At 58.0% G+C, this 25,139-nt stretch carries 24 protein-coding genes, 1 tRNA gene, 1 other RNA gene and 1 pseudogene; 19 read left to right on the top strand and 8 right to left on the bottom strand.

All coding sequences use genetic code 11. The annotated features are described in order from the left end of the window. A pseudogene (locus ED655_RS12430) lies at positions 1-184 on the bottom strand (IS6 family transposase); the annotation flags it as partial. A gap of 71 nt (positions 185-255) precedes the next feature. Here ED655_RS12430 and ED655_RS15755 point away from each other — a divergent pair. After that, positions 256-450: a hypothetical protein gene (locus tag ED655_RS15755; protein ID WP_122050422.1), complete on the top strand. Its 195-nt coding sequence runs from the start codon at positions 256-258 to the stop codon at positions 448-450. A 238-nt stretch (positions 451-688) separates the two neighbouring features. Here ED655_RS15755 and tyrS read toward each other — a convergent pair whose 3' ends face one another. Together tyrS and ED655_RS12415 are read right to left on the bottom strand one after the other, a co-directional pair. Next, positions 689-1,945 carry a tyrosine--tRNA ligase gene (tyrS, locus tag ED655_RS12420; protein ID WP_122050421.1) on the bottom strand — a complete coding sequence of 419 codons (1,257 nt, stop codon included), beginning with the start codon at positions 1,943-1,945 and terminating at the stop codon, positions 689-691. 161 nt (positions 1,946-2,106) lie between these two features. Beyond that, positions 2,107-2,772, bottom strand: a complete 666-nt coding sequence (locus ED655_RS12415; protein ID WP_023979597.1) for an alpha/beta hydrolase — start codon at positions 2,770-2,772, stop codon at positions 2,107-2,109. A gap of 466 nt (positions 2,773-3,238) precedes the next feature. On the opposite strand from ED655_RS12415, the gene ED655_RS12410 reads away from it, so the two are divergent. The 7 genes from ED655_RS12410 to ED655_RS12380 all read left to right on the top strand — a co-directional run bounded on the left by ED655_RS12410 (position 3,239) and on the right by ED655_RS12380 (position 8,579). Next, positions 3,239-4,351, top strand: a complete 1,113-nt coding sequence (locus ED655_RS12410) for a cysteine desulfurase family protein (RefSeq protein WP_122050420.1) — start codon at positions 3,239-3,241, stop codon at positions 4,349-4,351. Beyond that, positions 4,348-5,496, top strand: coding sequence for a cysteine desulfurase family protein (locus tag ED655_RS12405; RefSeq protein WP_122050419.1), 1,149 nt, complete (start codon positions 4,348-4,350; stop codon positions 5,494-5,496). Before ED655_RS12410 ends, ED655_RS12405 begins: the two co-directional genes overlap by 4 nt. Positions 5,497-5,519: 23 nt before the next feature. Next, positions 5,520-5,834: a ferredoxin family 2Fe-2S iron-sulfur cluster binding protein gene (locus ED655_RS12400; protein ID WP_023979601.1), complete on the top strand. Its 315-nt coding sequence runs from the start codon at positions 5,520-5,522 to the stop codon at positions 5,832-5,834. 39 nt (positions 5,835-5,873) lie between these two features. Next, positions 5,874-6,938: a tRNA 2-thiouridine(34) synthase MnmA gene (gene mnmA, locus ED655_RS12395; RefSeq protein ID WP_122050418.1), complete on the top strand. Its 1,065-nt coding sequence runs from the start codon at positions 5,874-5,876 to the stop codon at positions 6,936-6,938. 14 nt (positions 6,939-6,952) lie between these two features. Further along, entirely contained in the window at positions 6,953-7,612 is a 660-nt protein-coding gene (locus ED655_RS12390) for a glutathione S-transferase family protein (RefSeq protein ID WP_122050417.1), read from the top strand. A 410-nt stretch (positions 7,613-8,022) separates the two neighbouring features. After that, positions 8,023-8,436 (top strand): RNA polymerase-binding protein DksA, encoded by a 414-nt coding sequence (dksA, locus tag ED655_RS12385; protein ID WP_023979604.1) that lies wholly within the window; start codon positions 8,023-8,025, stop codon positions 8,434-8,436. A 68-nt stretch (positions 8,437-8,504) separates the two neighbouring features. After that, positions 8,505-8,579, top strand: a tRNA-Thr gene (locus ED655_RS12380). A gap of 551 nt (positions 8,580-9,130) precedes the next feature. On the opposite strand, the gene ED655_RS12370 is transcribed toward ED655_RS12380, so the two are convergent. After that, positions 9,131-9,625: a lysozyme gene (locus ED655_RS12370; RefSeq protein WP_122050415.1), complete on the bottom strand. Its 495-nt coding sequence runs from the start codon at positions 9,623-9,625 to the stop codon at positions 9,131-9,133. Between the two features lie 690 nt (positions 9,626-10,315). Between ED655_RS12370 and ED655_RS12365 the strand changes: the two genes are divergently transcribed. Both ED655_RS12365 and ED655_RS12360 read left to right on the top strand, forming a co-directional pair. Continuing rightward, positions 10,316-11,419: a histidine kinase dimerization/phosphoacceptor domain -containing protein gene (locus ED655_RS12365; protein ID WP_122050414.1), complete on the top strand. Its 1,104-nt coding sequence runs from the start codon at positions 10,316-10,318 to the stop codon at positions 11,417-11,419. 11 nt (positions 11,420-11,430) lie between these two features. Continuing rightward, a complete protein-coding gene (locus tag ED655_RS12360; protein WP_205836044.1) occupies positions 11,431-11,868 on the top strand; it encodes a response regulator in 438 nt (145 codons plus the stop codon). Between the two features lie 69 nt (positions 11,869-11,937). Here the strand turns inward: ED655_RS12360 and ED655_RS12355 are convergent, their stop codons facing one another. Together ED655_RS12355 and ED655_RS12350 are read right to left on the bottom strand one after the other, a co-directional pair. Then, positions 11,938-12,738, bottom strand: coding sequence for an SDR family NAD(P)-dependent oxidoreductase (locus ED655_RS12355; protein WP_122050412.1), 801 nt, complete (start codon positions 12,736-12,738; stop codon positions 11,938-11,940). A gap of 137 nt (positions 12,739-12,875) precedes the next feature. After that, positions 12,876-13,667 (bottom strand): SDR family NAD(P)-dependent oxidoreductase, encoded by a 792-nt coding sequence (locus tag ED655_RS12350; protein WP_122050411.1) that lies wholly within the window; start codon positions 13,665-13,667, stop codon positions 12,876-12,878. 736 nt (positions 13,668-14,403) lie between these two features. On the opposite strand from ED655_RS12350, the gene ED655_RS16130 reads away from it, so the two are divergent. The 5 genes from ED655_RS16130 (at position 14,404) to ED655_RS12325 (ending at position 17,843) form a co-directional block, all read left to right on the top strand. After that, entirely contained in the window at positions 14,404-14,763 is a 360-nt protein-coding gene (locus ED655_RS16130; protein ID WP_408735676.1) for a putative hemolysin, read from the top strand. Positions 14,764-15,027: 264 nt separating this feature from the next. Further along, positions 15,028-15,732, top strand: a complete 705-nt coding sequence (locus tag ED655_RS12340) for an HAD family hydrolase (RefSeq protein ID WP_240993649.1) — start codon at positions 15,028-15,030, stop codon at positions 15,730-15,732. Positions 15,733-16,255: 523 nt separating this feature from the next. Continuing rightward, a complete protein-coding gene (locus tag ED655_RS12335; RefSeq protein WP_122050410.1) occupies positions 16,256-16,996 on the top strand; it encodes an HAD family hydrolase in 741 nt (246 codons plus the stop codon). A gap of 161 nt (positions 16,997-17,157) precedes the next feature. Then, the gene (locus tag ED655_RS12330) at positions 17,158-17,370 is read left to right on the top strand and encodes a hypervirulence associated TUDOR domain-containing protein (RefSeq protein ID WP_023977611.1); all 213 of its coding nucleotides are present in this window, start codon (positions 17,158-17,160) and stop codon (positions 17,368-17,370) included. A gap of 5 nt (positions 17,371-17,375) precedes the next feature. Beyond that, entirely contained in the window at positions 17,376-17,843 is a 468-nt protein-coding gene (locus ED655_RS12325; RefSeq protein ID WP_122050427.1) for a DUF3465 domain-containing protein, read from the top strand. 104 nt (positions 17,844-17,947) lie between these two features. Here the strand turns inward: ED655_RS12325 and clpA are convergent, their stop codons facing one another. Next, entirely contained in the window at positions 17,948-20,284 is a 2,337-nt protein-coding gene (gene clpA, locus ED655_RS12320; protein WP_122050409.1) for an ATP-dependent Clp protease ATP-binding subunit ClpA, read from the bottom strand. A 115-nt stretch (positions 20,285-20,399) separates the two neighbouring features. Continuing rightward, a complete protein-coding gene (clpS, locus tag ED655_RS12315; protein WP_081866701.1) occupies positions 20,400-20,816 on the bottom strand; it encodes an ATP-dependent Clp protease adapter ClpS in 417 nt (138 codons plus the stop codon). A 268-nt stretch (positions 20,817-21,084) separates the two neighbouring features. Here clpS and ED655_RS12310 point away from each other — a divergent pair, with 268 nt between their 5' ends. From ED655_RS12310 to ffs, 4 genes are all read left to right on the top strand, one after another. Then, positions 21,085-22,203: a D-alanyl-D-alanine carboxypeptidase family protein gene (locus ED655_RS12310; protein ID WP_122050408.1), complete on the top strand. Its 1,119-nt coding sequence runs from the start codon at positions 21,085-21,087 to the stop codon at positions 22,201-22,203. A gap of 121 nt (positions 22,204-22,324) precedes the next feature. Beyond that, a complete protein-coding gene (map, locus tag ED655_RS12305) occupies positions 22,325-23,116 on the top strand; it encodes a type I methionyl aminopeptidase (RefSeq protein ID WP_031239998.1) in 792 nt (263 codons plus the stop codon). Positions 23,117-23,155: 39 nt separating this feature from the next. Beyond that, complete coding sequence (gene ggt / locus ED655_RS12300; protein ID WP_408735675.1) at positions 23,156-24,970, top strand: gamma-glutamyltransferase; 1,815 nt, start codon at positions 23,156-23,158, stop codon at positions 24,968-24,970. A 57-nt stretch (positions 24,971-25,027) separates the two neighbouring features. Continuing rightward, positions 25,028-25,124, top strand: an RNA gene (gene ffs / locus ED655_RS12295) — signal recognition particle sRNA small type. The last annotated feature ends 15 nt before the right edge of the window (positions 25,125-25,139 follow it).

Genomic DNA, 25,139 nt, shown 5'->3' with positions numbered 1-25,139 from the left:
GCCGCTTCTCCATCTCCGGCGCGTAGCGCTGCACCCAGCGATAGATAGTCGTGTGATCGACATCGATGCCACGTTCGGCCAGCATTTCCTCGAGATCACGGTAGCTGATGCCGTACCGGCAGTACCAGCGCACCGCCCACAGGATGACCTCGCCGGTAAAATGCCGCCCTTTGAAATCGTCCATCACAACCGACCTTACCAATCCAAGGACCCAACCTCGGCAACGGCATCAGAGTTTGCAACAGAGCCGTCTGGATGGAAGGCGATGCGATTCCCGTCAGCCTCACCCATATCAACAGGGTCGCCTACCCCAGCATTTCGCTTTTCGGCAGGCGTTTTTTCTCGATCTCGATGGCCATGATATACGGGCGTCTGCATCGCCGGGGCGTATTCACGCTCAGTGCCGGGGAACAACCTGCGGCATCAGAAACCACGAAGAACGTTATCTGACCGTCGTGGGCGACCGTGAAATGGTGTGGTCCGCCCACCAGCTAACCTATGAGACGTTTTCTGTGATCACGGTCTGACTGTCTGCTGACAGGAAACCAGGTTCGTTGGGCGGCTCTGCCCTGACGTGGGCGTGCGCAAGGGGCTGTGCTTACCCCGAGCGACTACAAGCGAGTATAAGGATCAAAACGCCGCAGCGGGAAAGCCTCCTCAGGACGCATGGACGTCCTGAGAGCGATGGTCAGACGATACGCAGAAGCAGATGACGCTTCTTGCCAGAGGAGAGCTTGAGCACCCCTTCTGCAAGATCATCCGGACCGATTACCCGGTTCTCGTCCTGAATGGGCTGATCGTTCAGCCTCGCGCCGCCTCCCCTGATCAGACGGCGCGCTTCGCTGTTTGTCGCTACCAGCCCCGACTCGCCGAACAGACGGAACGCCGGAATACCGGCCTCCAGCTCTGCACGCGGCAGGTCGCGCGAGGGCAGGTCGGCGGCAACGGCACCGGCCTCGAAAGTCTGCCGTGCGGTCTCGGCGGCAGCTTGCGCAGCGTCGCGGCCGTGGCAGATGGCCGTGGCTTCCGTGGCAAGGATTTTCTTCGCCTCGTTGATCTCGGCCCCTTCAAGCGCGCCGAGACGATCGCATTCCTCAACGGGGAGATCCGTGAAGAACTTCAGGAAGCGACCAACATCGGCATCTTCCGTGTTGCGCCAGAACTGCCAGTATTCAAAGACCGGCAGTTTCTCAGCGCTCACCCAGGTGGCACCCTTGGCAGATTTGCCCATTTTTACACCGGATGATGTCGTCACCAGCGGTGTCGTCAGGCCAAAGACCTGCTTGCCATCCGTGCGACGCGCCAGATCGATGCCGGCAACGATATTGCCCCACTGGTCAGAGCCGCCCATCTGGAGCACGGCCCCAAAGCGCCGGTTCAGTTCGCGGAAGTCATAGGATTGCAGGATGGAATAGTTGAACTCGAGGAAAGTCAGGCCCTGCTCGCGGTCCAGGCGCTGCTTGACGCTCTCGAACGACAGCATGCGGCTGATCGAGAAATGCACGCCGACATCCTGCAGCAATTCGATATAGGACAGGCGATCGAGCCAGTCGGCATTATTGACCAGCATGGCATCGCTTGATCCGGTGCCGAAATTCAGGAACTGGCGCAGGCTGATCTCGATACCGGACAGATTATGCGCCAGCTTTTCCGGGCTCATCAGCGCTCTTGCCTCGTCGCGGAATGAGGGATCGCCGATCTTGGCTGTGCCGCCGCCCATGAGGGCAATCGGGCGATGGCCGTGCTTCTGCATCAGGCGCAGCATCATAATGGAGAGGGCATTGCCCACATGCAGCGAGTCTGCTGTTGGGTCGAAGCCGATATAGCCTGCCACCGGACCTTTGCTCATCGCTTCATCAAGGGCGGCAAGGTCAGTGCACTGGAAAATATAGCCCCGAGCCTGAGCCTCTTTCAGGAAAGGACTTTTCAGCGCGTGCTCTGCCATATCGGGTCATCCATCAGAATAGGGTCAAGGCTGGGGGTCCTAGCATGAAACTGCCCGGAAGCCGACCGGGCACGCGAAGCTGCCCCCCGAAAAAAGCAAATCGCCAATAAAAAAGGCGGGGTATGCCCCGCCTTTTGAACAGATCCGATGCCTTTAAGGCGTCAGTCGGCAGCGATAGCCAGAACGCGACGGTTGCGCATGACAGTCACATGGTCTTCCAGCGCGTGGGCGACCTTGTCGGCCTCGCTGGCAAAGATGTGGTTGGCGCCCTCGAACACGCGGTAATCAACCTCGACATTCTTCTGCGTGTTCAGCTTGTCGACCAGCTTGCGGATGCCCGGCTCCGGGGCCATGTCATCCTTGTCGCCAGCAATCATCAGGCCACCGCAGGGGCAGGGGGCCAGAAAGCCAAAATCATAGTCATTGGCGGGCGGTGCCACGCTGATCCAGCCGCTGATTTCAGGGCGACGCATCAGAAGCTGCATGCCCACGAACGCACCAAAGGAGTAGCCGGCAATCCACAACTCGCTTGAGTTCGGGTTGACCATCTGCATCCAGTCCAGCGCGGCTGCGGCGTCTGAAATTTCTCCGATACCGCCATCATAGCGGCCTTGCGAACGCCCGACGCCACGCGAGTTGTAGCGCATGACCGAAAAACCCATTTTCTCGAACGACCGGTACATTGTGTAGGTAATGCGGTTGTTCATGGTCCCGCCATGAAGCGGGTGCGGATGCAGAACCAGAGCGAGCGGCGCGTTAGGCTCGTCAGAATGGTGGTAACGACCCTCCAACCGGCCATCAGGGCCGGCGAACATGACTTCTGGCATCAAAATGCTTCCGAATTATGCCCCTGTCTGAGGGCGTGCCCTGCAGGGGATATGTGTTTTTTGTGGGAAATGAGGCTATGCCTGAAGGCCCGGAGGCTTGTTGCTCCAGACCCGATCAGGGACAGGTCATGATGACTGGCGCAGATCTCTCAGCGAAACGGCACCGTGGCGACACGTACCGAAGGGAAGGCTGGTCGGGCATGAAAACCATGTAGGGATTCGGCAGGCGTTGAAACGCGCATGGACTAGCTCCTCAACGGTGAGGGAATATCAAGCGGATATTCCCTGAAGCGGCGCGGGCCCCGTTGGAGGGATTTCTCTCTCAGGGGCAGATCACCACGCCATCATTGGCGCAGTGTATAACGATGCTGACAGGTAAAATTCCACAGAAATCGTCATAACGCGCCATTTCCCTCTCCTGCGCTTTTGACTTGCACTCGGAGGGTGCAAGTCGATCTATAGGAAGATGACCGTTTATCTTGATGCCAATGCTACTGAAGTTATGCGTGATGAAGCCAGATTGGCGATGCGCGAGGCACTGTCATTGGAGGGCAACCCCTCCTCGGTGCATGGGCCTGGGCGTAATGCGCGCCGAGCCCTTGAGGAAGCGCGCGATCGCATGGCCCATTATTGGGATGTAGGGTCGGAGCAGGTTGTTTTCACCTCGGGCGGGACCGAGGCCAATGTGCTTGCCATACATGCCCTGTCGCAAAGGGATGGACTGCCCGATGGAACGATGCGGCGTCTCCTGATCGGCGCCACCGAGCATGATGCCGTCATGATGGCACGCCCGGATGCCACGATCCTGCCGGTGCTGGCAGATGGAACACTCTGTCTCGACGCGCTGGAAACGGCACTTGTTGATGGTGCACCGGCGCTCGTCTGTTGCATGGCTGCGAACAACGAGACAGGAATCCTCCATCCGACCCAGGAAATTGCCGCGCTTTGTGCTCGCTACGGGGCTTTGCTTCATGTCGATGCTGTACAGGTGGCGGGTCGTATGGCGTTGCCGCTTGGTTCGTTCACAAGTCTCGCGCTGTCCGGGCACAAGGCAGGTGGCATCATGGGGGCGGGTGCATTGATCCTGGGAGCAGAGGGACACATCCCCCCGATGATCAGGGGGGGCGGGCAGGAGCGTGGCAGGCGCGGGGGCACACCGCCACTTCCCGCGATCCTCGGCATGATGGCCGCGCTTGAGGCATCCCGCCAACAGGACTGGCATGAGATCGCCAGGCTCCGTGATAAGGTGGATGAGGCGGCCCTTGCCTGCGGTGCACGTGTGACGGGAGATCGCAAGGTACCGCGCCTGCCCAATACGACATCCCTGATCCTTTGGGGTGTCCCGGCACAGACACAACTCATGATGCTTGACCTGCAGGGTTTTGCAGTCTCGACAGGATCGGCCTGCTCGTCAGGCAAGGTTTCGGCGTCTCATGTCCTGCAGGCCATGGGGCTTGGCGAGGGGGCGGCCAATGCCATTCGCGTCTCATTGCCCTGGAACATCACCGAGGAGAAGATCGATCGCTTCATCGAGGCGTATACGTCCATGGCGCTTCGTCTGGGGGCCAGGGCAGCATGATCTATCTCGATAATCAGGCAACGACGCGTTGTGATCCCAAGGTGGTGGCGGCCATGCTGCCCTGGTTCAGCGAGCATTATGGCAATCCGCATAGCGAAGGACATGCAGCAGGTGAGGCGGCGGCCCATGCCGTTGAAGAGGCGCGTACTACCATTGCGACGCTGATCGGGGCGCAATCACGCGAGATCATCTTCACTTCCGGTGCCACCGAGGCGAATAATCTTGCGATCAAGGGCGCAGCCCGGTTTCTGGCCCGCCAGAACAGTTCGAAGCGTCGCGTGATCACTGTTGCGACCGAGCATAAATGCGTTCTGGAGTCGGTGCGTGATCTGGCAGCAGAAGGGTTTGAGCCCGTCATCCTGCCTGTCGGACGCGACGGCTTGCTGGCTCCCGAAATCTTGGCCGCTGCTCTGTCAGAGCCGACGGCTCTGGTCAGTATCATGACGGTCAATAACGAGACAGGCATCATTCAGGATATTCCGCGTCTCTCTGCCATGGCCCGTGAGGCGGGCGCATTGTTTCACACTGATGCTGCACAAGCGGCGGGCAAGATGCCGCTTGATTGCGGCTCGGTCGACCTGATGTCGCTCTCGGCGCATAAATTCTATGGGCCGAAGGGGATCGGGGCGCTTTATGTGCGCCATCGTCCAAGGGCGCGCCTTCTGCCGCTGTTTTCCGGAGGCGGGCAGGAACGTGGGTTGCGCTCGGGCACCTTGCCAACGCCACTGATTGCCGGATTCGGCAGAGCAGCATCACTGGCACAGACGCTACTGCCTCAGGAGGAGGAGCGTCTGGCCGGTTTGCGCGACCAGCTTCTGGCGGGGCTTGAGGAAATCTTCCCAGGGGTGCGCGTCAACGGCGCCTCATCACCTCGGGTAAGTGGTGCTCTCAACCTCATCTTCCCAGAAGGGGGCGAGGCAAGGACCCTCATGGCGGCGCTTCCAGATGTGGCCTTGTCCACCGGATCGGCCTGTACCTCGGCTGATGTCACGCCTTCCTATGTTCTGGCGGCAATGGGGCTTGATGCGAAAGACGCGGCACGATGCTTGCGTCTGTCGGTCGGACGCTTTACCTCCACGCCCGAGATCGTGCAGGCGCTGGAATATTTCCGTCAGGCAGCCTGCGAAGTCTATCGCACCTCGTAACGAAGAAGCAGGGTAGAAACACTATGCCACATATGATTTTCGTCGAGCAGGACGGCACCCGCAGGGAAGTCGATGCGCCGGTCGGCCTCTCCGTGCTTGAAGTTGCCCACAAGCACGATATCGAACTCGAAGGCGCCTGCGAGGGTTCGCTGGCCTGCGCCACCTGTCATGTGATTGTCGATCCTGAATGGGCCGACAAGCTTTCCGCGCCGACAGACGACGAGGAAGACATGCTCGATCTCGCCTTCGGGCTCGAAAAGACTTCCCGTCTCGGCTGTCAGATCGTTATGACCGATGCGCTGGACGGTCTGGTTGTGCGTCTGCCCAAGGCTTCCTGAAGCCTGAAATTCCGTTTTTTTGAAAAGTAGAGAGATCTCATGCGTATCCTAGTTGCCATGTCGGGAGGCGTGGACAGTTCCGTAGTGGCCGCGCTCCTGAAACAGGAAGGGCATGAGGTCATCGGCGCCACGTTGCAGCTTTATGATCATGGTCAGGCCGTGTCCAAGCCCGGCGCCTGCTGTGCGGGCCGTGACATCCTCGATGCGCGTGCCGTGGCCGATCGGCTTGATATCCCGCACTACGTCATCAATGCTGAAGATCGTTTTCGCAGCAGCGTGATGGCCAGTTTTGCCGACAGCTATGCGCGTGGTGAAACGCCCGTGCCCTGCGTTGCGTGCAATCAGGGCGTTAAATTCACCGATCTGCTGAGCATGGCCCGTGATCTGGGCTGCGAGGCGATGGCGACCGGTCACTATGTGCGGCGTATCGAGGGTGAGGAGCGGTCGGAACTGCATCGCCCGTCCGATAGCTCGCGCGATCAGTCATGGTTCCTGTTCGCAACGACGCAGGACCAGCTCGACTATCTGCGCTTCCCCTTGGGTGACATGCCGAACAAGGACGCGGTGCGTCAGAAAGCCGAGGAATTCGGACTGGCAATCGCGGCCAAGCCAGACAGTCAGGATATCTGCTTCGTCCCCACCGGCACCTATGCCGAGGTGGTTGAGAAGCTGCGCCCCGAAACCAGCGGGGCTGGTGAGATCGTCGATGAGACAGGGCGTATTCTCGGCCAGCATGAGGGCATCGCGCGCTACACGGTCGGGCAGAGCAAACGCCTGGGTGACATCCATACGAAGGATGGCCGCCGCCAGATTGTCAAACGCATTGACGCCACGACGCGCCGTATCATCGTGGGACCCAAGGAAAATGCTGGTCGAAGCGAATTTGCCCTGCGCGACATGAACTGGCTGATCGATGCGCCAGAAACCGGCGTGCGCTGCGAGGTGCAGATCCGGGCCCGCGAGGTGACGCGTGACGCCTGGGTCTATCCTCTTGCGGGTGGCGCACGTGTCGTGCTGGATGAGGCAGCCATGCCCGCGCCCGGACAGGCCTGCGTTCTTTATCGGGACAGCAGGGTTCTGGGCGGGGGCTTCATTCTCGCCTGAACAGGATTATCGTCATGGATCGCCTCGTCATCGGAACGCGCCGCTACTCCTCCTGGTCTCTGAGAGGGTGGCTCGCCGTGCGTTGCGCCGGGCTGGACGTGCCGGATGAGGTTATCGCGCTGCGCGGGGGCGGACAGACGAGCGAAATCCACGAGATTTCCCCCAATGGGATGGTGCCCTATCTGGTGCATCAGGGTGCTCGGATATGGGAAAGCCTTGCGATATGCGAATACTGCGCTGAGGTCGCGCCTGTATTGTGGCCGGCCGATCGCGTGGCGCGCGCGGTGGCCCGCAGTGTTGCCAGTGAGATGCATGCAGGCTTTCGTGCCTTGCGTATCGCTATGCCCATGAATCTTGGTCGGACAAACCGCCCTTTGCTCGAAACCGGCGAGGACGTGCTGGCCGATATCGCCAGAATTGATCGGATATGGTGCGAGACACGCGAGCGCTTCGGTGCAACCGGCCCCTATCTGTTCGGCGCCGATTTCTGCGCCGCTGATATCATGTTTGCACCGGTGGTCTCGCGTTTCACTTCCTACGGGGTGACGCTGTCACCTGTTGCTGAAGCTTATCGGCAGGCGGTACTCGATCATCCCCATATGCAGGAATGGGTGCGTCTGGCTGGGCTGGAACCTGTTTCCTGGCAGCTTGATCGTTATGAAACGCTGGCCTGATACGGGGCAGGAAAGGCTTGCCACTACCTGCGAACCGGCATCTTGCCGGGTCGGCGGATGTTTTTCTGCCCAGATGATGGAGCATAGCGCTGCACTATAGACTATCTGCTGCGTCAATAACTTTTGTGAGACGTTCGCCGGTATTGGTCCGAATTCATGAAATAAAAATTGCCCCGAGTATCTGTGACAATTTTATTTCAGAGAGACGTTTTTTGATTTTATTTCGCCTCATGCCTGAAGGATTGTCTGTTTTCGACAGATCGGGCTTGGCGTTCGTTGCCAAGGCAGGTATAAGCCGCGCCAAACCAGCCATGCCGTTTTGCTCAGGATACGGGTTTGGGCCCTCTTTTCCTGCAATGCATATGACGGGGCGGCGGGGCTCAAGCGACTTGCGTTAAGGACAGACGTGCATGATCACGCTCCCACCGGATTATCGGCCCTCTGACGACGAAGAGTTCATGAATCCGCTTCAGGTGGAGTTCTTCAGACAGAAATTGCTGCGTTGGCGCAATGACCTCCTCAAGGAGGCGAATCTGACGCTCGCCAGTCTCTCGGAAGGTGGGATCCATGAGGCCGATGTCACTGACCGTGCCAGCGTCGAGACGGACAGAGCCCTTGAACTGAGAACGCGCGACCGTGCCCGCAAGCTGATTGGCAAGATCAACCTTGCCCTGCAGCGTGTCGAGAACGGCTCCTATGGCTTTTGTGAGGAAACTGGAGAGCCTATTGGCCTGCGTCGCCTTGAAGCCCGCCCTATTGCCACGATGTCAATCGAGGCGCAGGAGCGTCACGAGCGTATGGAAAAAATTCACCGCGACGACTGAATCTTTTACAAAAAAGCGCTTTCGGGGCTTGCAGCTTTCGGGCTGAGAAGCTACGAAGCGCTCCAGTTGCTGCTGTAGCTCAGTGGTAGAGCACTCCCTTGGTAAGGGAGAGGTCGCGAGTTCAATCCTCGCTAGCAGCACCATGATTTCCCCTAAAAAATTAGTGCCTTCCCCGTGAAGTATATTGCTTCACAAGTCGAGGGGCCATGCATGACGCCTGTCTGTCAAGGTGATCTCTCTGTGCGCTGTCAGGCGCATAAGACATCCATGCAGGTCCCCACGACGCTTTGGTCGATCACGACAGGGCCGTTCACCGATCTGCCGTTCTGTTTCTTGCAATCCTGCTTCCGGAACTGGGCGATTTGCATGAGGCCAAGGTCTGATTCGAGATAATTCTGAAATTAGGTTCTGCGGGACTCAGGAGTTTGTTTGCCTTGTGTCATCAGCATTCGCCGCGTGCCTGCTGTTCATGGCGAGGCGATTGACCAGGAGATACAGGCTCAGCCATCTGGAGCCCTCTGCTGGACGCGGCCAGAAACGCGCTGCGACGGCACACGAGGCCACCACGAATGTTCCGATCACGGTAAAATCAGCTGCCAGTTCTGCGGGTACCAGTGGCATGACTGATGCATAGAGTTGTTGCCAATCAAGATCCATAGTCAGATTTCCTTTGAGTATGTGAAGGAGAGAGCGTTTATTTTGAATGCGCCGTGCCCGTCAGGGGCAGGCCGAAATAGACAGCGCGCTCCAGTTGGCGGCGCTTTTTCAAGCCAGGCAAAACCACCATTCGGCCTTGCACGCTCGCCTTGTCCCACCGGAGTAGCTGCTCGCCAGCAGCACAGTACTGACCCTGATTGAGCAGGGTGCGCAAAGTCGAGCGATACATGGCCGTACTGCCGATATTGAATTGCCAGCTCAAAAGGGCACCTGCCTGGCAGGGGGTCAGTGGTACAGAGATTGCATCATCCAACTTTGCACGCAGATTATCCAATGTGTGCCTGAGCAGGTTAAGCGCCTCACCCTCTGTGAGTGGCGGTGTACTGGCCGTGACAGGGCTTCCATCGGCAAGGAAGCGGTTGCCGATGCCAATTGTCCAGTATCCGGCGGGGCATCGATAGGGTGCAAGACGCAGCCCTTCAACATCATCACGACGCAGGAGCATCGTGGCGATCTCGATCGATTCATTCATTATTGTAAATTACTTTCGCTTTATGGCCGTATGACACGACTCATATTTTGGGATAGCTGTGTGAAGACTGGTTCTTCCAGGATGAGCTCGGATCCTGCTGCGGCTGACGTCGCGCATCTTCATGGTACCTCTCCACCAGCCAGATAGCTGTTGAGAGGCCTTTTCCGGCTATCCGTGCTTCGGATGACTGCTTGTGGTTCGAGTTTTGACAGGTGGGATATCAGAGCGCCTGAGTGATCTCGCGCTTTCACTCTATTCTGTCATGCATCAGCAGTTGGATTTCCTGGATTCTCTAGATTTATCAATTTTACTGATAAAATATATAATGATAAATCTTCAGGATATAATCAATATATCATACTATATTCATGTTTTATATATCAATTCCTATCTGTATATCTAAATTGCCGGAAATCTGTCGCAAATAAAGACCCGTAGTGCGGGAGCCTTCATCCTCACGCACCAAACTTCCCGGTTTCAGGCATCCGCGACTTCGCCTCGCGCGCACGTCTTCTGGAGAAATCTTGCTGGCCTTCCGGCTTGTCACTGGCTCTTGTGTCTGTCGTCAGACCGAGGCTCCGGCTTTCGAGGCTGGGTACCTGCATGACGTGAACCTGCGTGAAACCCTCCAGCTAGGGTTTCGTTTGAGCCAGAAGTGATGCCTCTTGGGCACTCACAGGGGGAGAAAGTGTGAAGCAGCGCGACGATTGGCACCTGACAGATGAGCTCGATTACGAGCAAGGGCGTGGTGACCCGTTTGCTGCTGCCGTACGAGCAACCCGTATGCCCATGGTCATCACGGACCCAGGGCAGGCAGACAACCCGATTGTTTTCTGCAATGTCGCGTTTCAGGAGCTGACCGGCTACGACCGTGCCGAGATCGTAGGTAAAAACTGCCGCTTTCTACAAGGCCCGGAAACCGACCCTGCGGCGGTTGCGAAGGTCAGGACAGCCATCGAAGAAGGTCACGATATCGACGTCGACCTGCTGAATTATCGCAAGGACGGCTCCAAGTTCTGGAACGCGCTTTATCTCTCGCCGGTGCGCGACGTCAAGGGTGATATACGCTTCTTTTTTGCCTCACAACTCGATGTAACTGAGCGTGTGGAGGCACAGCAGATTATCAATCAGCAGAAAATCCTGGTCGAGCGCGAAGTCGAGCGGCGCACCGCCGATCTGCGCGATGCTCTGGAGGCAAAGACGATCCTGCTTCATGAGGTCGATCATCGTGTCAAGAACAACCTGACCATGATCGGCTCTCTGTTGCGCTTGCAGGCCCGCACGATTGATGACCCTGCTATTGTCGCGAAACTCGACAGCATGCTCGAGCGGGTCGATGCCCTCGCTGTTGTGCATCGGCAGCTTTATCAGTCGGAGGATATCGCAGCGTTCGATATTGGCAGTTTTGTCGGAAATCTCGCGCGTGATGTTGTGGGGTCGAGTGGCCGTACGGATATACGTCTCCTGCTCAAGATCGAACCGTTGATGATTGACTCAGCGCATGCTTCTGCCCTGGGGCTCATTCTGAACGAAATTCTTACCAATGCCATCAAGCATGGTTTTGCTAATGGGCGCGCCGGGGTACTCACTCTATTTACTGGTGAGAAGGATGGGTGCGGAACAATCAGGATTTGTGATGATGGTCCGGGTATGCCTTCAGTCAGACGGACGAAGAGTATCGGCGCCGCTCTGATTACGCGCCTTTCGCGTCAGGCTCAGGCGCAGGCCCGATGGAGCGATAATGGCCCGGGAACCTGCGTAACGATCACCTTTCCTAAAAGCGAAACCCTGTAATGGCAGTTCCCATGGATGTCCTCATCGTCGAGGACGAAATGATCATCGCGATGGATATGGAAGCGCTTATCCGAGATAGTGGTCATGAAGTCGTTGGGGCAGCTGCTTCTCTGCAGGAGGTTAAGGCGCTTCCCGATCAGATCAGTCCGCAGTTGGCGCTGGTCGATCTCCACCTTGCCGAGGGGTCAAACGGTTTTGAGGTCTGCGCACATATTCGCCAGAGATGGCCGGAGGCCCTGATTGTCTTCCTGACAGCAAATGTTTCGAAGATACCGGAAGATTTTTCGGGAGCTCATGGGGTGATCGCCAAGCCTTTCTCCCATGCTGGCGTCGTCAATGCGTTGCGTTATCTCTCTGAAGGTGTGTTCGATCCTCCCCCATCAGTCCCAAGACCTTCAAGCCTTGCGACATCCGAACATCTGCGTTTGCGCTGGTCGAGCGAAGCCTGACGGTTGGATTGCGGCTGACCTGGGCGCGACGATGTTTCCTGCGTCGCGCCCAGCTCGAGCTTGAAAATATCAGAGGATGCCGCCCGAAATCGGCATGGTCACGCCTGTAATGTAGCTCGCATCGTCGCTCAGCAGAAAAGCCACGGTGCCGGGAATTTCCTCGATATCTCCGAGACGGCGCATCGGTACACCTGCAACCATCTCCTTTTTTACTGTTTCGGGATCGGTTGAGAAATATTGCGTGTTGGTAGCAGCCTGCAACTCGGTCTGGCGGTCCCACATGAAGCCAGGGCCCATGAGGGCAGGGGCAATACCGTTGACCCGGATATTGTGAGGAGCGAGGTCCTTTGACGCAACCTGAGTCAGCCCGACCACACCGAATTTCGATGAGCCATAGGCACCCATATTCGGCGGGCCCTGCAAACCTGCCATGCTGGCTGTATTTACAATGCTGCCCGAACGGCGGGCGACCATGCGGCGCGATACGGCACGCAGTACGTGAAACGCCCCGACCAGATCGATATCAACGACGCGCTGGAAATCCTCAACGGGGTACTCGTGAATCGGTGCGAAGGCACCCTGATAACCGGCATTATTGAACAACAGGTCGATCGCACCGACATTCTTCTCGGCGTAGTCGACAGCTTCCTCAACGCTGGCGTAGTTCGTGACGTCACAAACCACCGTCTTGACCTTCACGCCATGCTCGGCGAGCTGCTTCGCCGCTTCGTCAAGTTTGCCCTGATCGAGATCGAGCAGCACGACGTGGCTGCCTTCTTTCGCCAGACGGCGCGCCACAGCGAGGCCGATATTGCCAGCGGCACCGGTCACGAGAGCTGTCTTGCCAGCGAAACGTTTCGTCTCACTCATTGGTTGTCATCCTTCATGGTCGCATCCCGGCCTTTCGACCGGGATGCGCCGAAAGACCCTGCCTTGCCTTCAGCGGCATAGGCGCGGGTCGGTTCCTGATAACTAGCAGCATAGCAGCGCTTTCGCATTGCTATGCATCAAAGGGTTTTAAGCATCCCGCCATCGACGAAATAGGATGACCCCACGCTGTAGGAAGCCTTATCCGAGCACAGGAACACAAAGAAATTAGCCAGTTCCTCGGGTGATCCAAAGCGCTTGATAGGGGCATGTTCGTCGGCAACGCCTTGCAGATAGGCTTCCCAGTCACCACCGCTCTCGCTGGTCAGTTGCTTGGCTGTCTTGATCCAGTCAGGCGTCAGGATCAGGCCCGGATTGACGCAGTTCACGCGGATATTGTCCTTGATCACCTCTGTCGAGAGGGTTTTCGAGAACATCATCAAAGCTGCTTTGGTGACGTTGTAGATCGGCTCGTACCACAGCGGCTGGGCTGCACAGATGGAAGCATTATGAATGATGGCGCCGCCACCGCGTTTTTTCATGCTGGGCACGAGGCCGCGTGCCAGGCGAATGGCCGCCATGACGTGCAGATCCCAGTAGAACTGCCACTTCTCGTCAGAGGCTTCCATGATGGTCTCGTTCGAGCCCGTCCCGGCATTGTTGACGAGGATATCCGCACCACCAAAGGCAGATTCAGTTTCACGCACAATGCTTTCGATACCCTCGCTCGTGGTTACATCGGCAGCAACAGGCAGGCAGCGCACACCAAAGCTTGCCGCAAGCTTCGAAGCTGCTTCTGTCAGCCGCTCCTTGTCGCGTGCCACCATGACGATGTGAGCACCCTCACGGGCCAGACCTTCCGCCACAGCAAGGCCTATACCGACACTACCGCCTGTGATGACGGCAACTTTATCCTTGAGACCCAGATCCATTCCGATTGTCCTTATGAGATCCTGCGTCACCTCCCTGTGAGGCGACCCATAGGCGGCATACTGAACGAGGGATCAGAAACGGGAGGAAGAGGGAGAAGCGCACAAGTTTGAGTGACATCGAACACGCTACGGTGAGGCGAGGCGGACGAGCAGTGCAGTCACCCATTGGCTGACCATAACCGGCACAAGCTTGAGGTTGGGAGAATCCGGGCGGAGAAGGTTTCTGGGGGACTTTTTCATCGCAAGCATCATCGAAAATCCCGATAGGGCAGTCTGTGCGTTGCTCTTCCCGGATAATCGTCGTCTATCTGCCAAGCTTCTCGCCCGGGCCAGGTAGCATCACCAACCGGATTATGCCCCCTTTTGGCGGTAAACATACCCCGGGTTTCAGGATGGTCACTGCCGTTCTTCGCGGCGCCACCATAATCGCGGCAATGTCGACAGGTGAAAGCTCTGTGGGCGAGCGAGCGATGCAGCGTAATGTGTCGTGGCGCCTTCTAGTGGGTCAATTGGCCTGTACAGCGGGCAAGCCTATACGCTCTTGATAGCGAGGCTGAAGACGCCACCAACGGTTCCGGGCCCGGTATGATGGAGATCTTGCGCGTTGCCATTTACACATGACTGCCCGCAACGAGCTTTTTATAGGTATTGGTTTCCTTCCTGCATGCAAATCATGATCCGGTCTTGCAGACAGGCGGACCCGGATGCGTGAACAGCCCTCGACGTGGCACCTGACATGGTTCATCACCAGACGCTGTGGATAGATAACTGCGTGAGAGAGACACATGTCATGATCAGATTGCGTCAAACAAGGAGACAAGGTTTCCCCCGCTTCATCGTGTTGTTCACAGTGCTTCTGACATCAGTGCTTGCAGGATGCGCGCAGGACGATAGACCGGCGAAAGCTGCCTATCTGGCCAATCCCGCTTCCGTTTATTGCAAGGAGCAGGGCGGTAAGCTCGAGATCCGACATGAGAAAGATGGTGAGGTAGGTTATTGCCACCTGGCCTATGGACGCGTGGTTGAGGAGTGGGTGCTTTACAGAGCGACCCACCATCAGGCGCCTCATTCACCTGGTGGGCGACAGGGAGCTTGAATGCACTAGGTCGGGTATTCAGCCCCCTCGTTCACGAACGCGCCCTTGCGGTAGCGCGGTTGTGAACGAGGGATGGGCAGCACCATGCGAACAGCCGGTGCGCGACATCGTTAAGCCCCAAACGGGTTGTATGCACGCGTTGATAGGACCCAGTTACCCGTCTGCATGAGAGCGGCGGGTCGCCGCTGCTGCTTGCCAGTCTCTGGTCGAAGAGAAGATTCTCTGGGGGTCGCAGCATCGGATCTGCTGCGAAAGAGACGCGAGATGGTTACAAAAGCCCTGCCCGAATCCCTGATCACCACCCCACAGATGTCGGTTCGCGGTGTGATTTTGGACATGGACGGCCTACTGCTGGACAGTGAATCGCTCGGTATAGAGGCCTCCATGAGGGCTGCACGACAATGCGGTTTCCCCCTGCCTGTATCTCTTGCGAACGCCATGATAGGCCTTTCTGAGGACAGGTGCCTTGAGCTCCTTGCAATGCATTGCGGTGCAGCAGCGCAAGCGGAAAGGTTCCTCGCATTGCAGGAGGAATGCCTGTCAGAAATGGTCGGACAGGGTCACTTGCGGCTGAAGCCAGGCGCTCTCGATCTTCTCGATCTGCTCGATGCCAGAAATATTCCGCGCGCAATTGCCACGTCATCGAGTCATGGGCGCGCCACAGATCATCTTGCCATCCTTGCCATGACACAGCGTTTCGACGCCGTTGTGACGCGTGACGATGTGACCCACGGCAAGCCGGATCCTGAACCCTATACGCTGGCTGCCTCCCGGATTGGCGTAACGGCCGAACTGTGTCTCGCGCTCGAGGATTCGTCAGTGGGCGTCAGGGCCGCGGTTGCAGCAGGTATGCGCGTCATCATGGTGCCGGATCTGGCTGAGCCAGACGATTTTGCGAGAGCGAACGCTCTTGCCATCGTGGAAAGTCTCGACGTCGCCAGAGACTATCTCGTGCGCTATGCGCGATAGGATCCTAATTCGCGTTTCAGGTGGCGCAACGACAACGTAGTCTTGAAACTAACGCCCGGGCTACGAAAACTTCATGCTGTGACGGCAAAACCGGTGAGCCGGTTTGGCGCTCTTCATCACGAACCTGCGATTATTGAAGCGGGCCAGATGCCTGCAGGGCCTCGAGCTCTTGCGCTTGGTCTCTTCAAGTGATTATCAAAGATCTATTGTATAGAAAAAGTAAAAAACAGGAATCCATTTCTTTGATGGCAGGTTTGTCATGTTTCTGTCATGAGTATCGGGAAAAGTCTAAAACTAACGCGCGTAACGTTAAATATGTGACGCCTGAGGTTGCTTTGATTATGCGCGCTGCATTGGCAGAATCCAGCACTTCTCTGTTCAGCAAGATATATTTTGACGTTTTTCCTTGCATTTCTTGTTTCCATGCTTATCTTAAGGTCATACACACGATTTCGTGATTGCCCAAACCCTGTGTGCAGAGAGCGCCGGTCGGTGCCCGCACAAACCGAGAGAGGACAATATCATGACCGTAGCTTCCGCTAATGCTACCGATATCCCCGCAGCCCTTCGTGAGGATGGCTCACTGAAGCTCGTCATTTTTGATTGTGATGGCGTGTTGGTTGACGGTGAGCATCTGTCGACAGCCAAGATGGCAGAAGAAGCCCGCCATTATGGCTGGGATATTTCCAACGATGAGGCCCACAAGATTTTCACGGGTGGTGAACTTGTGAAGATCGGTGAGCGCATCGGCCGTGAGACCGGCACTGAAATGCCCGAGAACTGGGATATGATGATGCAGGACCGCATCGTCAAAATGATGGAGACCGAAGCAGAAACCATCGATGGCGCCCATGACATGCTGCAGAGCGTGCATGATCTGGGCCTCCCCATCCGTATTGGCTCGAACTCTTCCGGTGCTGAAATGGAAGCAAAGTTCTCAAGCACAGGGCTTGATGAGCTGCTTGAAGATGAGCGGATCCATTCGGGTCGTGATCTCGACATGCCAAAGCCGCGCCCCGATCTCTATTTGCACGCAGCCGAGATGGAAGGTGTGCATCCTGAGAATTGCATCGTACTCGAGGATTCGGACACGGGTGCTGAAGCCGCTCGTCGCGCCGGTATGGCCTGTGTGCTGCTGCGCGATCTCAGCAAGCCTGCTCCCAGCTGGCCTGGCCTGCTGCGCATCGGGCATCTTTCTGAATTTCCGCTGATCCTCAAGCAGATTCTGGATGTGCAGTCCGGCGCGAAGGCAATTGCTGCCTGAGGCTTGATGATCGTCCACTCGTAAAAAAGCCGTCCCTCGGGGCGGCTTTTTTTATGTCTGCGCAGTTGGTGAGGCAGGCAACATTCCAGCCTCACCCTGCGTTCGGCTTGCACGGGATTTTCCTTCCCAACCGCCCGCCGGGCAGAGCAAGGACAGGCATCATGTCAGCGAAGGACTTCAAGAAGGGTGATGATGTCACCTGGAAAACGAGCAACGGCGAAACCGAGGGTCATGTGGTCAAGACGGTTACAAAGCCGATGAAGATCAAAAGCAATGAGGTGAAAGCGTCCAAGGATAATCCCAAAATTGTGGTCGAGAGTGACAAGACTGGCGCTAAGGCTGCGCACAAGCCAGACACACTGCACAAGAAGTGACGCTGATGCAGGTTCAGTCATTTCGGCGCTGGAGAGGCGCTGCGCTTGCCGCTCTGGCTTTCGCTGTAGCTCCCGCAATTGCGCAGGCAGCAGACGGCCAGTGTGATAACGCGAAATTCCAGACAGATCAGGCTGGTTTCCTGCAAACAGGTCCGACGCGTGTCGACCTGCCTGAACATGTCTGCGGAAAAGTCCTGTCGGTCACCACGCGTTCGCGTCATACGCGCAGCGGTGTCCATGGCTACTTCATCATGCAGCTGGCGCCCGGGCAGGCCATTCGTATCGTGTCTGATCTCGACCGTATGAACGCGCCGGCATGGCCATGGGTCAATCCGGGCGATCAGGTAGAGGTCGTGGGCCGGTACTATTTCGACTCTGCGCGCAGTCAGGGCATTGACTGGACTCATCACGGCACAGGCCGACATTGGGCAACGCCCGGTTATGTCATCGTAAACGGTACACGCTACGAATAAAAAAAGCGGTGGGTTTTCCCACCGCTTTTTCGTTTTGGCTTCTTGTGAGCCTGCCGTTCTGTTTTTCCTCTCACCCGGTGAGCCACCGAGACAAGAGCGAGGTGTCAATTATCGCTGGTCGCTTCCGACTTCTCGTCAGAATCTTCCTCACCATTCTTCGGCGTGGCCGGTATGGCCTCGAGGAAGTCGAAGTGCAGCGCGTTGTCCTTGAGCCCGATACGCACCGCACCGCCATTCGCCAGGGCGCCAAACAATAGCTCCTCCGCGAGGGGCTTCTTGATCGTGTCCTGAATGACGCGCCCCAATGGGCGTGCGCCGTAATGGCGGTCATAGCCGCGCTCAGCCAGCCACTCCTTGGCCGCAGAACTGATCTCGATCGTCACATGACGATCCGCCAGTTGGGCTTCGAGCTGCAGCACGAATTTCTCAACCACCCGGCCAACAGTCTCTGGTGTGAGATTGGCGAACGGAATGATCGCATCAAGCCGGTTACGGAATTCCGGGGTGAACAGGCGCTTGATGGCGTCTTCATCCTCACCCACACGATCCGTCCGGCCAAACCCGACAGCTTCCTTGCTTAGATCGGCCGCGCCCGCATTGGTCGTCATGATCAGGATGACATTACGGAAGTCAATGGTCTTGCCGTTATGGTCGGTCAGACGGCCATGATCCATGACCTGAAGCAGGATATTATAGAGTTCAGGATGCGCCTTTTCGATTTCATCGAGCAGAAGCACCGCATGGGGATGCTGGTCGATCGCATCCGTCAGCAAACCGCCCTGATCGAACCCCACATACCCTGGTGGCGCGCCAATCAGGCGTGAAATGGAGTGACGCTCCATATATTCCGACATGTCGAAGCGGATCAGTTCGACACCCAACGAGGCGGCAAGCTGCTTCGCCACTTCGGTCTTGCCCACGCCAGTCGGTCCGGAGAACAGGTAGTTTCCGATAGGCTTTTCAGGATCACGCAGACCGGCACGGGCCAGCTTGATGGCAGAGCTGAGGGCTTCGATCGCCGTATCCTGACCGAACACCATGTTCTTCAGATCACGGGAAAGAAGGCGAAGCGTTTCGCGGTCATCGGTTGAGACCGATTTGGGCGGAATACGCGCGATCTTAGCCACGATCTCTTCAATGTCCTTGAGCGTGACCGTCTTGCGGCGCTTGCTTTCGGGCAGGAGCATACGCGACGCACCGGCTTCGTCGATGATGTCGATCGCCTTATCCGGCAGTTTGCGGTCATGCATGTATTTGGCCGAAAGCTCGACCGCTGCCTTCAGGGCGTCATCGGTGTAACGGACCTTGTGATGGCGCTCGTAATTGCCCTTGAGCCCGCGCAGGATCTTGATTGTATCGCTGATCGACGGCTCGGGGACGTCGATTTTCTGGAACCGACGCACGAGCGCACGGTCCTTCTCAAAATGCTGACGGTATTCCTTGTAGGTGGTTGAGCCGATGCAACGCAGCGTACCGGCTGCCAGTGCGGGCTTGAGCAGGTTGGACGCATCCATTGCCCCACCCGACGTCGCACCTGCGCCAATCACGGTGTGGATCTCATCAATGAACAGGATGGCGCCTGGCGTCTGGTCCAGCTCCGTTACCACCGCCTTGAGACGTTCCTCGAAATCACCACGATAGCGGGTGCCAGCAAGCAGCGCGCCCATATCGAGCGAGAAGATCGTCGCATCGAGCAGCACCTCCGGCACATCGCCCTCGACGATGCGCTTGGCAAGCCCTTCGGCAATAGCTGTCTTGCCCACGCCCGGATCACCCACATAGAGAGGGTTGTTCTTGGTGCGGCGGCACAGGATCTGGATCGTCCGCTCAACCTCACCGTCACGCCCGATCAGCGGGTCAATCTTGCCTTCCTCGGCACGCTTGTTGAGATCGACGCAATAGGCGGCGAGCGCTTCCTGCGGTTTGGCGGCCTTGCCCTGCTTCTCCTCACGTTCCCCTTCCTCCTTGTCGCGCGACCCGGTCGGGGTGCGGCGGCTGGATTTGTCGGGTGCCTTGGCAATGCCGTGAGAGATGAAGTTCACGGCATCGAGCCGGGTCATGTCCTGCAACTGCAGGAAATAGACGGCATGGCTTTCGCGTTCGGCAAAGAGCGCAACCAGCACATTGGCGCCCGTCACCTCATCGCGGCCCGTCGACTGCACATGGATCGCCGCGCGCTGAATGACGCGCTGGAAAGCCGCTGTCGGCTTGGGCTCGGTGGGGCGGTCGGAAGCAAGGCCCGCCAGATCCTTGTCGAGAAATTCGGTCAGATCGGCACGGAGCTTCTCAAGGTCGATTCCGCAGGCCTTGAAGACCGTCACCGAGTCCGTGTCTTCGGTCAGGGCCAGCAGCAGATGTTCGAGGGTTGCGTATTCGTGGCGTCGCTCACCCGCAAGGGTAAGGGCGCGATGGAGCGTCTGTTCGAGCATACGAGACAACATGGGGGCGCTCCTTGAGGTCAGGCGTGACGGGTCAGCATGACAGGATGTAGGCAAATAATGGGTTTGTAAAAGGGTCTCTCCTGCCGTTTCCCTGGCAAGGCCGAATAATTTCGATTCAGGCTTTCTCGATCATGCATTGCAGCGGGTGCTGGTTCTGTCGTGCCAGATCCATCACCTGGGTTACCTTGCTCTCTGCCACCTCAAAGGTGAAGACCCCGCAGACGCCCACGCCTTTTTTATGGACGTTGAGCATGATGTTGGTCGCCTCCTCGCGCGATTTGGAGAAAAAGCGTTCCAGAACGTGCACGACGAATTCCATCGGCGTGTAGTCGTCATTCAGCATGAGAACCTTGTACATCGCCGGACGTCGCGTTTCGGGGCGCGCCTGAATGACGACGCTGATATGCGACTCGTCGTTATTGCCATCCTTGCGCGGTGGATCGTCCTCGCCCGCCAGATGAGGCAGGGTAGGGGCGGGGGTCACCGAGGCGTCGGCTAACCGGGTTCCTGAAACTTCTGTGCGGTACGGCATGATCCAGACCATATGGGATCGACAGGGCGTTCGCAAAGATCAATCGTGTGTTTTACTGGCTCTCTGCGGGCCTATCGATGCGATGAAAACCGGGCTCCTGATGCCCGAATGAGGGTTGAAACACGCTCCTGGGCGTCAATCGGGGTTATTAAGAGCCCTTTACCTTATTTTTCCCTCAATTGTGCCAGATCATCGTGGACGGTTTGAAATGTGTCAGTCTATGATACGAATTAACGCCAGATTCCCGGGGGCACGAGTGACCTACTGCATGCAGTCCGCTACCAAGACGAACCTGATCAAGGTCACCCGGGCGGGCAAGGCGCGCAAATGGTCGGTGTTCACCCGCGCGCTGCTCGGCGCAGGACTGGGGCTGGGCACCGTAGCGGTCTCGGCGCCGGCACATGCTCAGTATGCGGGCCATGTCAGTTCCTATGTCGTGGATGTGAATAGCGGCGCTGTGCTCTCGCAGGTCGATCCCGACCTCCAGCGTTATCCGGCCTCTCTGACCAAGCTCATGACCCTGTATATGGCGTTTCGCGCCATGCGTGCGGGCGAGATCACGGCTGATACCCCGGTGCCGGTCTCCATCCACGCGTCCATTCAGGCGCCTTCGAAGCTCGGCCTGGTTCCCGGCACGCATTTCGTCGTGCAGCAGGCGATTCTCGGCCTCGTCACCCAATCAGCCAATGACGCTGCCTGCGCGCTCGGTGAATTGCTGGGCGGAGGCGACGAGGTCCGTTTTGCGAATATGATGACGCAGCAGGCACGCGCATTGGGTATGTCGAACACGACGTTCCGCAATGCCTCGGGCCTGCCTGACCCCGATCAGGTGACGACGGCACGCGACCTGTCCATGCTGGCACAGCATCTGGTTCAGGATTTTCCTGAATATTACCACTATTTCTCCACGCCCATGTTCGCTTTCCACGGGCGCATGATTCCGAACCATAACCCAATGCTCAAAACCTATGCGGGTGCGGACGGGATGAAGACCGGCTATACCGATCTGGCAGGGCATAATCTGATCACATCCGCCCAGCGCAGCAACGTACGTCTTGTGGGCGTGGTGCTGGGCGCGCGCTCCAATCCCCAGCGCAACGCGATGATGGCGAACATACTCGATCAGGGTTTTGCGGCAGAGGGTGTGGCCCCCATGGCCCCGCTGCATCCCCCGGTTGTTCTGGCACGCAACACGCGCCGTCACGGGCGTCTCTCTGCCGGGTCCGCTGCGGTTCTCGAAGTGGCCGAGGCGCCATCAGGCCCGCGCCGTTATCAGCCTCTGGCGCACGGCGCCAAGCACCACACAGTCGCGTCTGCAAAGCTGCGTATGGCTACGTCGCGTCATGTTGTCTCGACCCGGAAGACGAGCCGCCACCAGAAGGGTTGATCCGGTCAGGCGATAAAAAACGACGATCCGGCCTTGCTCCTCATGCCCCGGCAGCGCATTTTCTCTGCATCATCCGTGAAGTAGACAACATGAGCGGGAGCAACAGCAGGGTATGGACAGTATGGCGCACGACCACGGGATCACGATTTACACTGAGGACGATTTTGTTGGCCTGAGAAAAGCGGGTCAACTCGCTGCCGCCACACTCGACATGATCACACCCTATGTCGTGCCCGGCGCCAAGACCGATGATCTCAATCGTCTGATCCACGAATACACGCTCGATCATGGGGCGGTTCCTGCACCGCTGAATTATCGCGGATTCCCGAAATCCTGCTGCATCTCCATCAACCATGTTGTCTGTCACGGCATCCCTGGCGAGCGCTGCCTCAAGGATGGCGATATCGTCAATATTGATGTCACCTCCATCATCGATGGCTGGTATGGCGATACGTCGCGCATGTATCTGGTGGGGAACGTGCCCCGCAAGGCCGTCAATCTGGTTGATGCAACCTACAAGGCCCTGATGCTGGGCATTGCAGAAGTTGCGCCGGGCAAGACGCTGGGGGATATTGGGCACGCCATCCAGAGCTTTGCCGAGGGTCAGCGACTTTCAGTCGTGCGCGATTTCTGCGGCCATGGCATCGGGCGTGAATTCCATGCCGAGCCGCAGGTCGTGCATTACGGCAAGCCTGGCAAGGGGCTGAAGCTGAGAGAAGGCATGGTGTTCACGATCGAACCCATGCTCAATCTGGGCAAGGAAGGCACCAAGACGCTTGAAGACGGCTGGACAGCCGTGACCCGTGATCGTTCTCTTTCCGCACAGTTCGAACATATGCTTGCCGTAACAAGCGAGGGATGCGAGATTTTCACGCTCTCGCCTGCCGGCTTTACCAAGCCGCCTTACGTCTGAAGCCAAAGGCTTCTGTCTGATCTGCAAGGAACGATTTACGTGAAGCGTGTCAGCACCCGGGTTGCGGCCCTGCCGCTCCTCCTCGCCAGCATTTCTGTCTCGAGTCTCGCCCAGGCTGCACCAGCGGCCATGCCCTATGACCCGCTGGCCTTCGGCACGGTCAACCCGGCGCTCAAGCCCGCAAAGCCTGTTGTCGGAACGCGCGGCATGGTCGTATCGGCCCAGCATCTGGCATCGGAGGCCGGGCGTCGTATTCTTGCGTCGGGTGGCAATGCGGCTGACGCTGCCGTTGCGGTGGGGTATGCGCTCGCGGTTGTCTACCCTGCTGCTGGCAATATCGGCGGCGGGGGCTTCATGACCCTGCGCCTGCCAGACGGCAAGACGACCTTCATCGACTTCCGTGAGCACGCGCCGCTCGCTGCCACGGCCACGATGTATCAGGATGCACAGGGCAAGGTGGACCCCAAGGCCTCCATCGAAGGATGGCGGGCCATTGGTGTGCCGGGCACAGTTGCCGGACTGGACGAGATCCAGCGTCGCTGGGGCAAGCTCAGCCGTGCTCAGGTCATGGCACCGGCCATCGAGCTGGCGGAGAAGGGCTTTGTGATCGGGCAGGGCGATGCCGATCTTCTGCACACCAGCACCGCGGCCTTCCAGAAGGATCCGCACGCTTCGAAGATCTTTCTTCGTCCCGACGGTACGCCGCTTCAGCCGGGCGATCGACTGGTGCAGACAGAGCTTGCCCGCACGTTGCGTAGCATCGCGAGCCAGGGGCCGGATGTGTTCTACAAGGGCGATATTGCCCAGCGCGTCGTAGCCGCCAGCAAGCAGAATGGCGGCATTCTGAGCCTCGCCGATTTTGCGGCCTATCACACGCGTGAGCTGGAACCGATCCATTGCAGCTATCGTGGCTATGATATCGATACAGCCCCGCCTCCCAGCGGTGGTGGCGTGGCTCTCTGCGAAATGCTCGACATTCTGTCTGGCTATGACATGAAGCAGCTTGGCCTGCGCACGGTGGCTGGCGTTCAGCGTCAGGTAGAGGCCATGCGCCATGCCTATTCTGACCGCCGCGATCTGGGCGATCCGGACTTCGTGAATAACCCCGTTGCCCATCTGATCGACCCGGCCTATGCGGCCGCCATTCGTCAGGGAATTCCGCTCGATCACGCCCTGAATTCCGATGCGCTGGTCGCGGGTGCCCCCCTGCCGGGTGTCATGCAGGCACAGCCTGCCGAAGATCACGAAAAGCATGAGACAACGCAGTTTTCTGTAGCTGACCGCTCAGGCTTCGCTATTTCTGCCACCTACACGCTTAATGGCTGGTTCGGCGCGGGTGTTATCGGTGGGGATACCGGCTTCTTCCTCAATGACGAGATGGATGATTTTGCCGCCAAGCCGGGCAGTGCCAACATGTTTGGCATTGTCGGTTCCGAGGCCAATGCCATCGCGCCGGGCAAGACCCCTCTGTCATCCATGGCCCCCACGATCATCACGCATGAGGGCAAGCCTTTCATGGTGATCGGCAGCCCCGGCGGTTCACGCATCCCCACCATCATCCTGTCTGTCGTGCTCGGGGTGATTGATGGCGGGCTGGACATCCAGCAGGCCGTGGATCTGCCGCGCATTCATGAGCAGTGGAAGCCCTCGGCGATCGAGCTCGAACCGCGGGCACTCAGCCCCGATGTCATGCAGCAGCTTCAGATCGAGGGATACGCGCTCTCGCCGCATCGCCCCTGGGGTGTGGCCGAGGGAATTCTGTTTGGGCGTCCATCGGTGGCGGCACCTGCAAGCGGCAAGCTTTATGGGGGCTGGGACCGACGCCATGAAGGCGGCGGCGCAAGCGGATTGTAAAAAAACCTGATCCTGCCTCTTGCGCATGAGAGGCAGAATGGTGTTAACCCTGCACCGGGAGGTCGGCCTTGGACGGACGGCTTGCGAACCCGGTCAGGTCCGGAAGGAAGCAGCCGCAGTGAGTTTTGTTCGGGTCATGTGTTCGGCCTCCCACCCTCTGAAGCAGCCG

The organism is Asaia bogorensis, assembly GCF_900465345.1.
Lineage (GTDB): Bacteria > Pseudomonadota > Alphaproteobacteria > Acetobacterales > Acetobacteraceae > Asaia > Asaia bogorensis_A.
The sequence above is the reverse complement of the archived record's forward strand: the minus strand, read 5'-3'. Positions and strand labels throughout refer to the sequence as shown.

Excerpts from the sequence above, each read along its gene's own strand:
- ED655_RS12405 (WP_122050419.1), top strand. The coding sequence starts at position 4,348 with ATGATCTATCTCGATAATCAGGCAACGACGCGTTGTGATCCCAAGGTG.
- ED655_RS12340 (WP_240993649.1), top strand. The coding sequence starts at position 15,028 with ATGGTTACAAAAGCCCTGCCCGAATCCCTGATCACCACCCCACAGATG.
- ED655_RS12360 (WP_205836044.1), top strand. The coding sequence starts at position 11,431 with ATGGATGTCCTCATCGTCGAGGACGAAATGATCATCGCGATGGATATG.
- ED655_RS12355 (WP_122050412.1), bottom strand. The coding sequence starts at position 12,738 with ATGAGTGAGACGAAACGTTTCGCTGGCAAGACAGCTCTCGTGACCGGT.
- mnmA (WP_122050418.1), top strand. The coding sequence starts at position 5,874 with ATGCGTATCCTAGTTGCCATGTCGGGAGGCGTGGACAGTTCCGTAGTG.
- ED655_RS12370 (WP_122050415.1), bottom strand. The coding sequence starts at position 9,625 with ATGAATGAATCGATCGAGATCGCCACGATGCTCCTGCGTCGTGATGAT.
- ED655_RS12415 (WP_023979597.1), bottom strand. The coding sequence starts at position 2,772 with ATGCCAGAAGTCATGTTCGCCGGCCCTGATGGCCGGTTGGAGGGTCGT.
- clpA (WP_122050409.1), bottom strand. The coding sequence starts at position 20,284 with ATGTTGTCTCGTATGCTCGAACAGACGCTCCATCGCGCCCTTACCCTT.
- clpS (WP_081866701.1), bottom strand. The coding sequence starts at position 20,816 with ATGCCGTACCGCACAGAAGTTTCAGGAACCCGGTTAGCCGACGCCTCG.
- dksA (WP_023979604.1), top strand. The coding sequence starts at position 8,023 with ATGATCACGCTCCCACCGGATTATCGGCCCTCTGACGACGAAGAGTTC.
- ED655_RS12410 (WP_122050420.1), top strand. The coding sequence starts at position 3,239 with ATGACCGTTTATCTTGATGCCAATGCTACTGAAGTTATGCGTGATGAA.
- ED655_RS12390 (WP_122050417.1), top strand. The coding sequence starts at position 6,953 with ATGGATCGCCTCGTCATCGGAACGCGCCGCTACTCCTCCTGGTCTCTG.
- ED655_RS12350 (WP_122050411.1), bottom strand. The coding sequence starts at position 13,667 with ATGGATCTGGGTCTCAAGGATAAAGTTGCCGTCATCACAGGCGGTAGT.
- map (WP_031239998.1), top strand. The coding sequence starts at position 22,325 with ATGGCGCACGACCACGGGATCACGATTTACACTGAGGACGATTTTGTT.
- ED655_RS12325 (WP_122050427.1), top strand. The coding sequence starts at position 17,376 with ATGCAGGTTCAGTCATTTCGGCGCTGGAGAGGCGCTGCGCTTGCCGCT.
- ED655_RS12310 (WP_122050408.1), top strand. The coding sequence starts at position 21,085 with ATGCAGTCCGCTACCAAGACGAACCTGATCAAGGTCACCCGGGCGGGC.
- tyrS (WP_122050421.1), bottom strand. The coding sequence starts at position 1,945 with ATGGCAGAGCACGCGCTGAAAAGTCCTTTCCTGAAAGAGGCTCAGGCT.
- ED655_RS16130 (WP_408735676.1), top strand. The coding sequence starts at position 14,404 with ATGGTTCATCACCAGACGCTGTGGATAGATAACTGCGTGAGAGAGACA.
- ED655_RS12335 (WP_122050410.1), top strand. The coding sequence starts at position 16,256 with ATGACCGTAGCTTCCGCTAATGCTACCGATATCCCCGCAGCCCTTCGT.
- ED655_RS15755 (WP_122050422.1), top strand. The coding sequence starts at position 256 with ATGGAAGGCGATGCGATTCCCGTCAGCCTCACCCATATCAACAGGGTC.
- ED655_RS12330 (WP_023977611.1), top strand. The coding sequence starts at position 17,158 with ATGTCAGCGAAGGACTTCAAGAAGGGTGATGATGTCACCTGGAAAACG.
- ED655_RS12400 (WP_023979601.1), top strand. The coding sequence starts at position 5,520 with ATGCCACATATGATTTTCGTCGAGCAGGACGGCACCCGCAGGGAAGTC.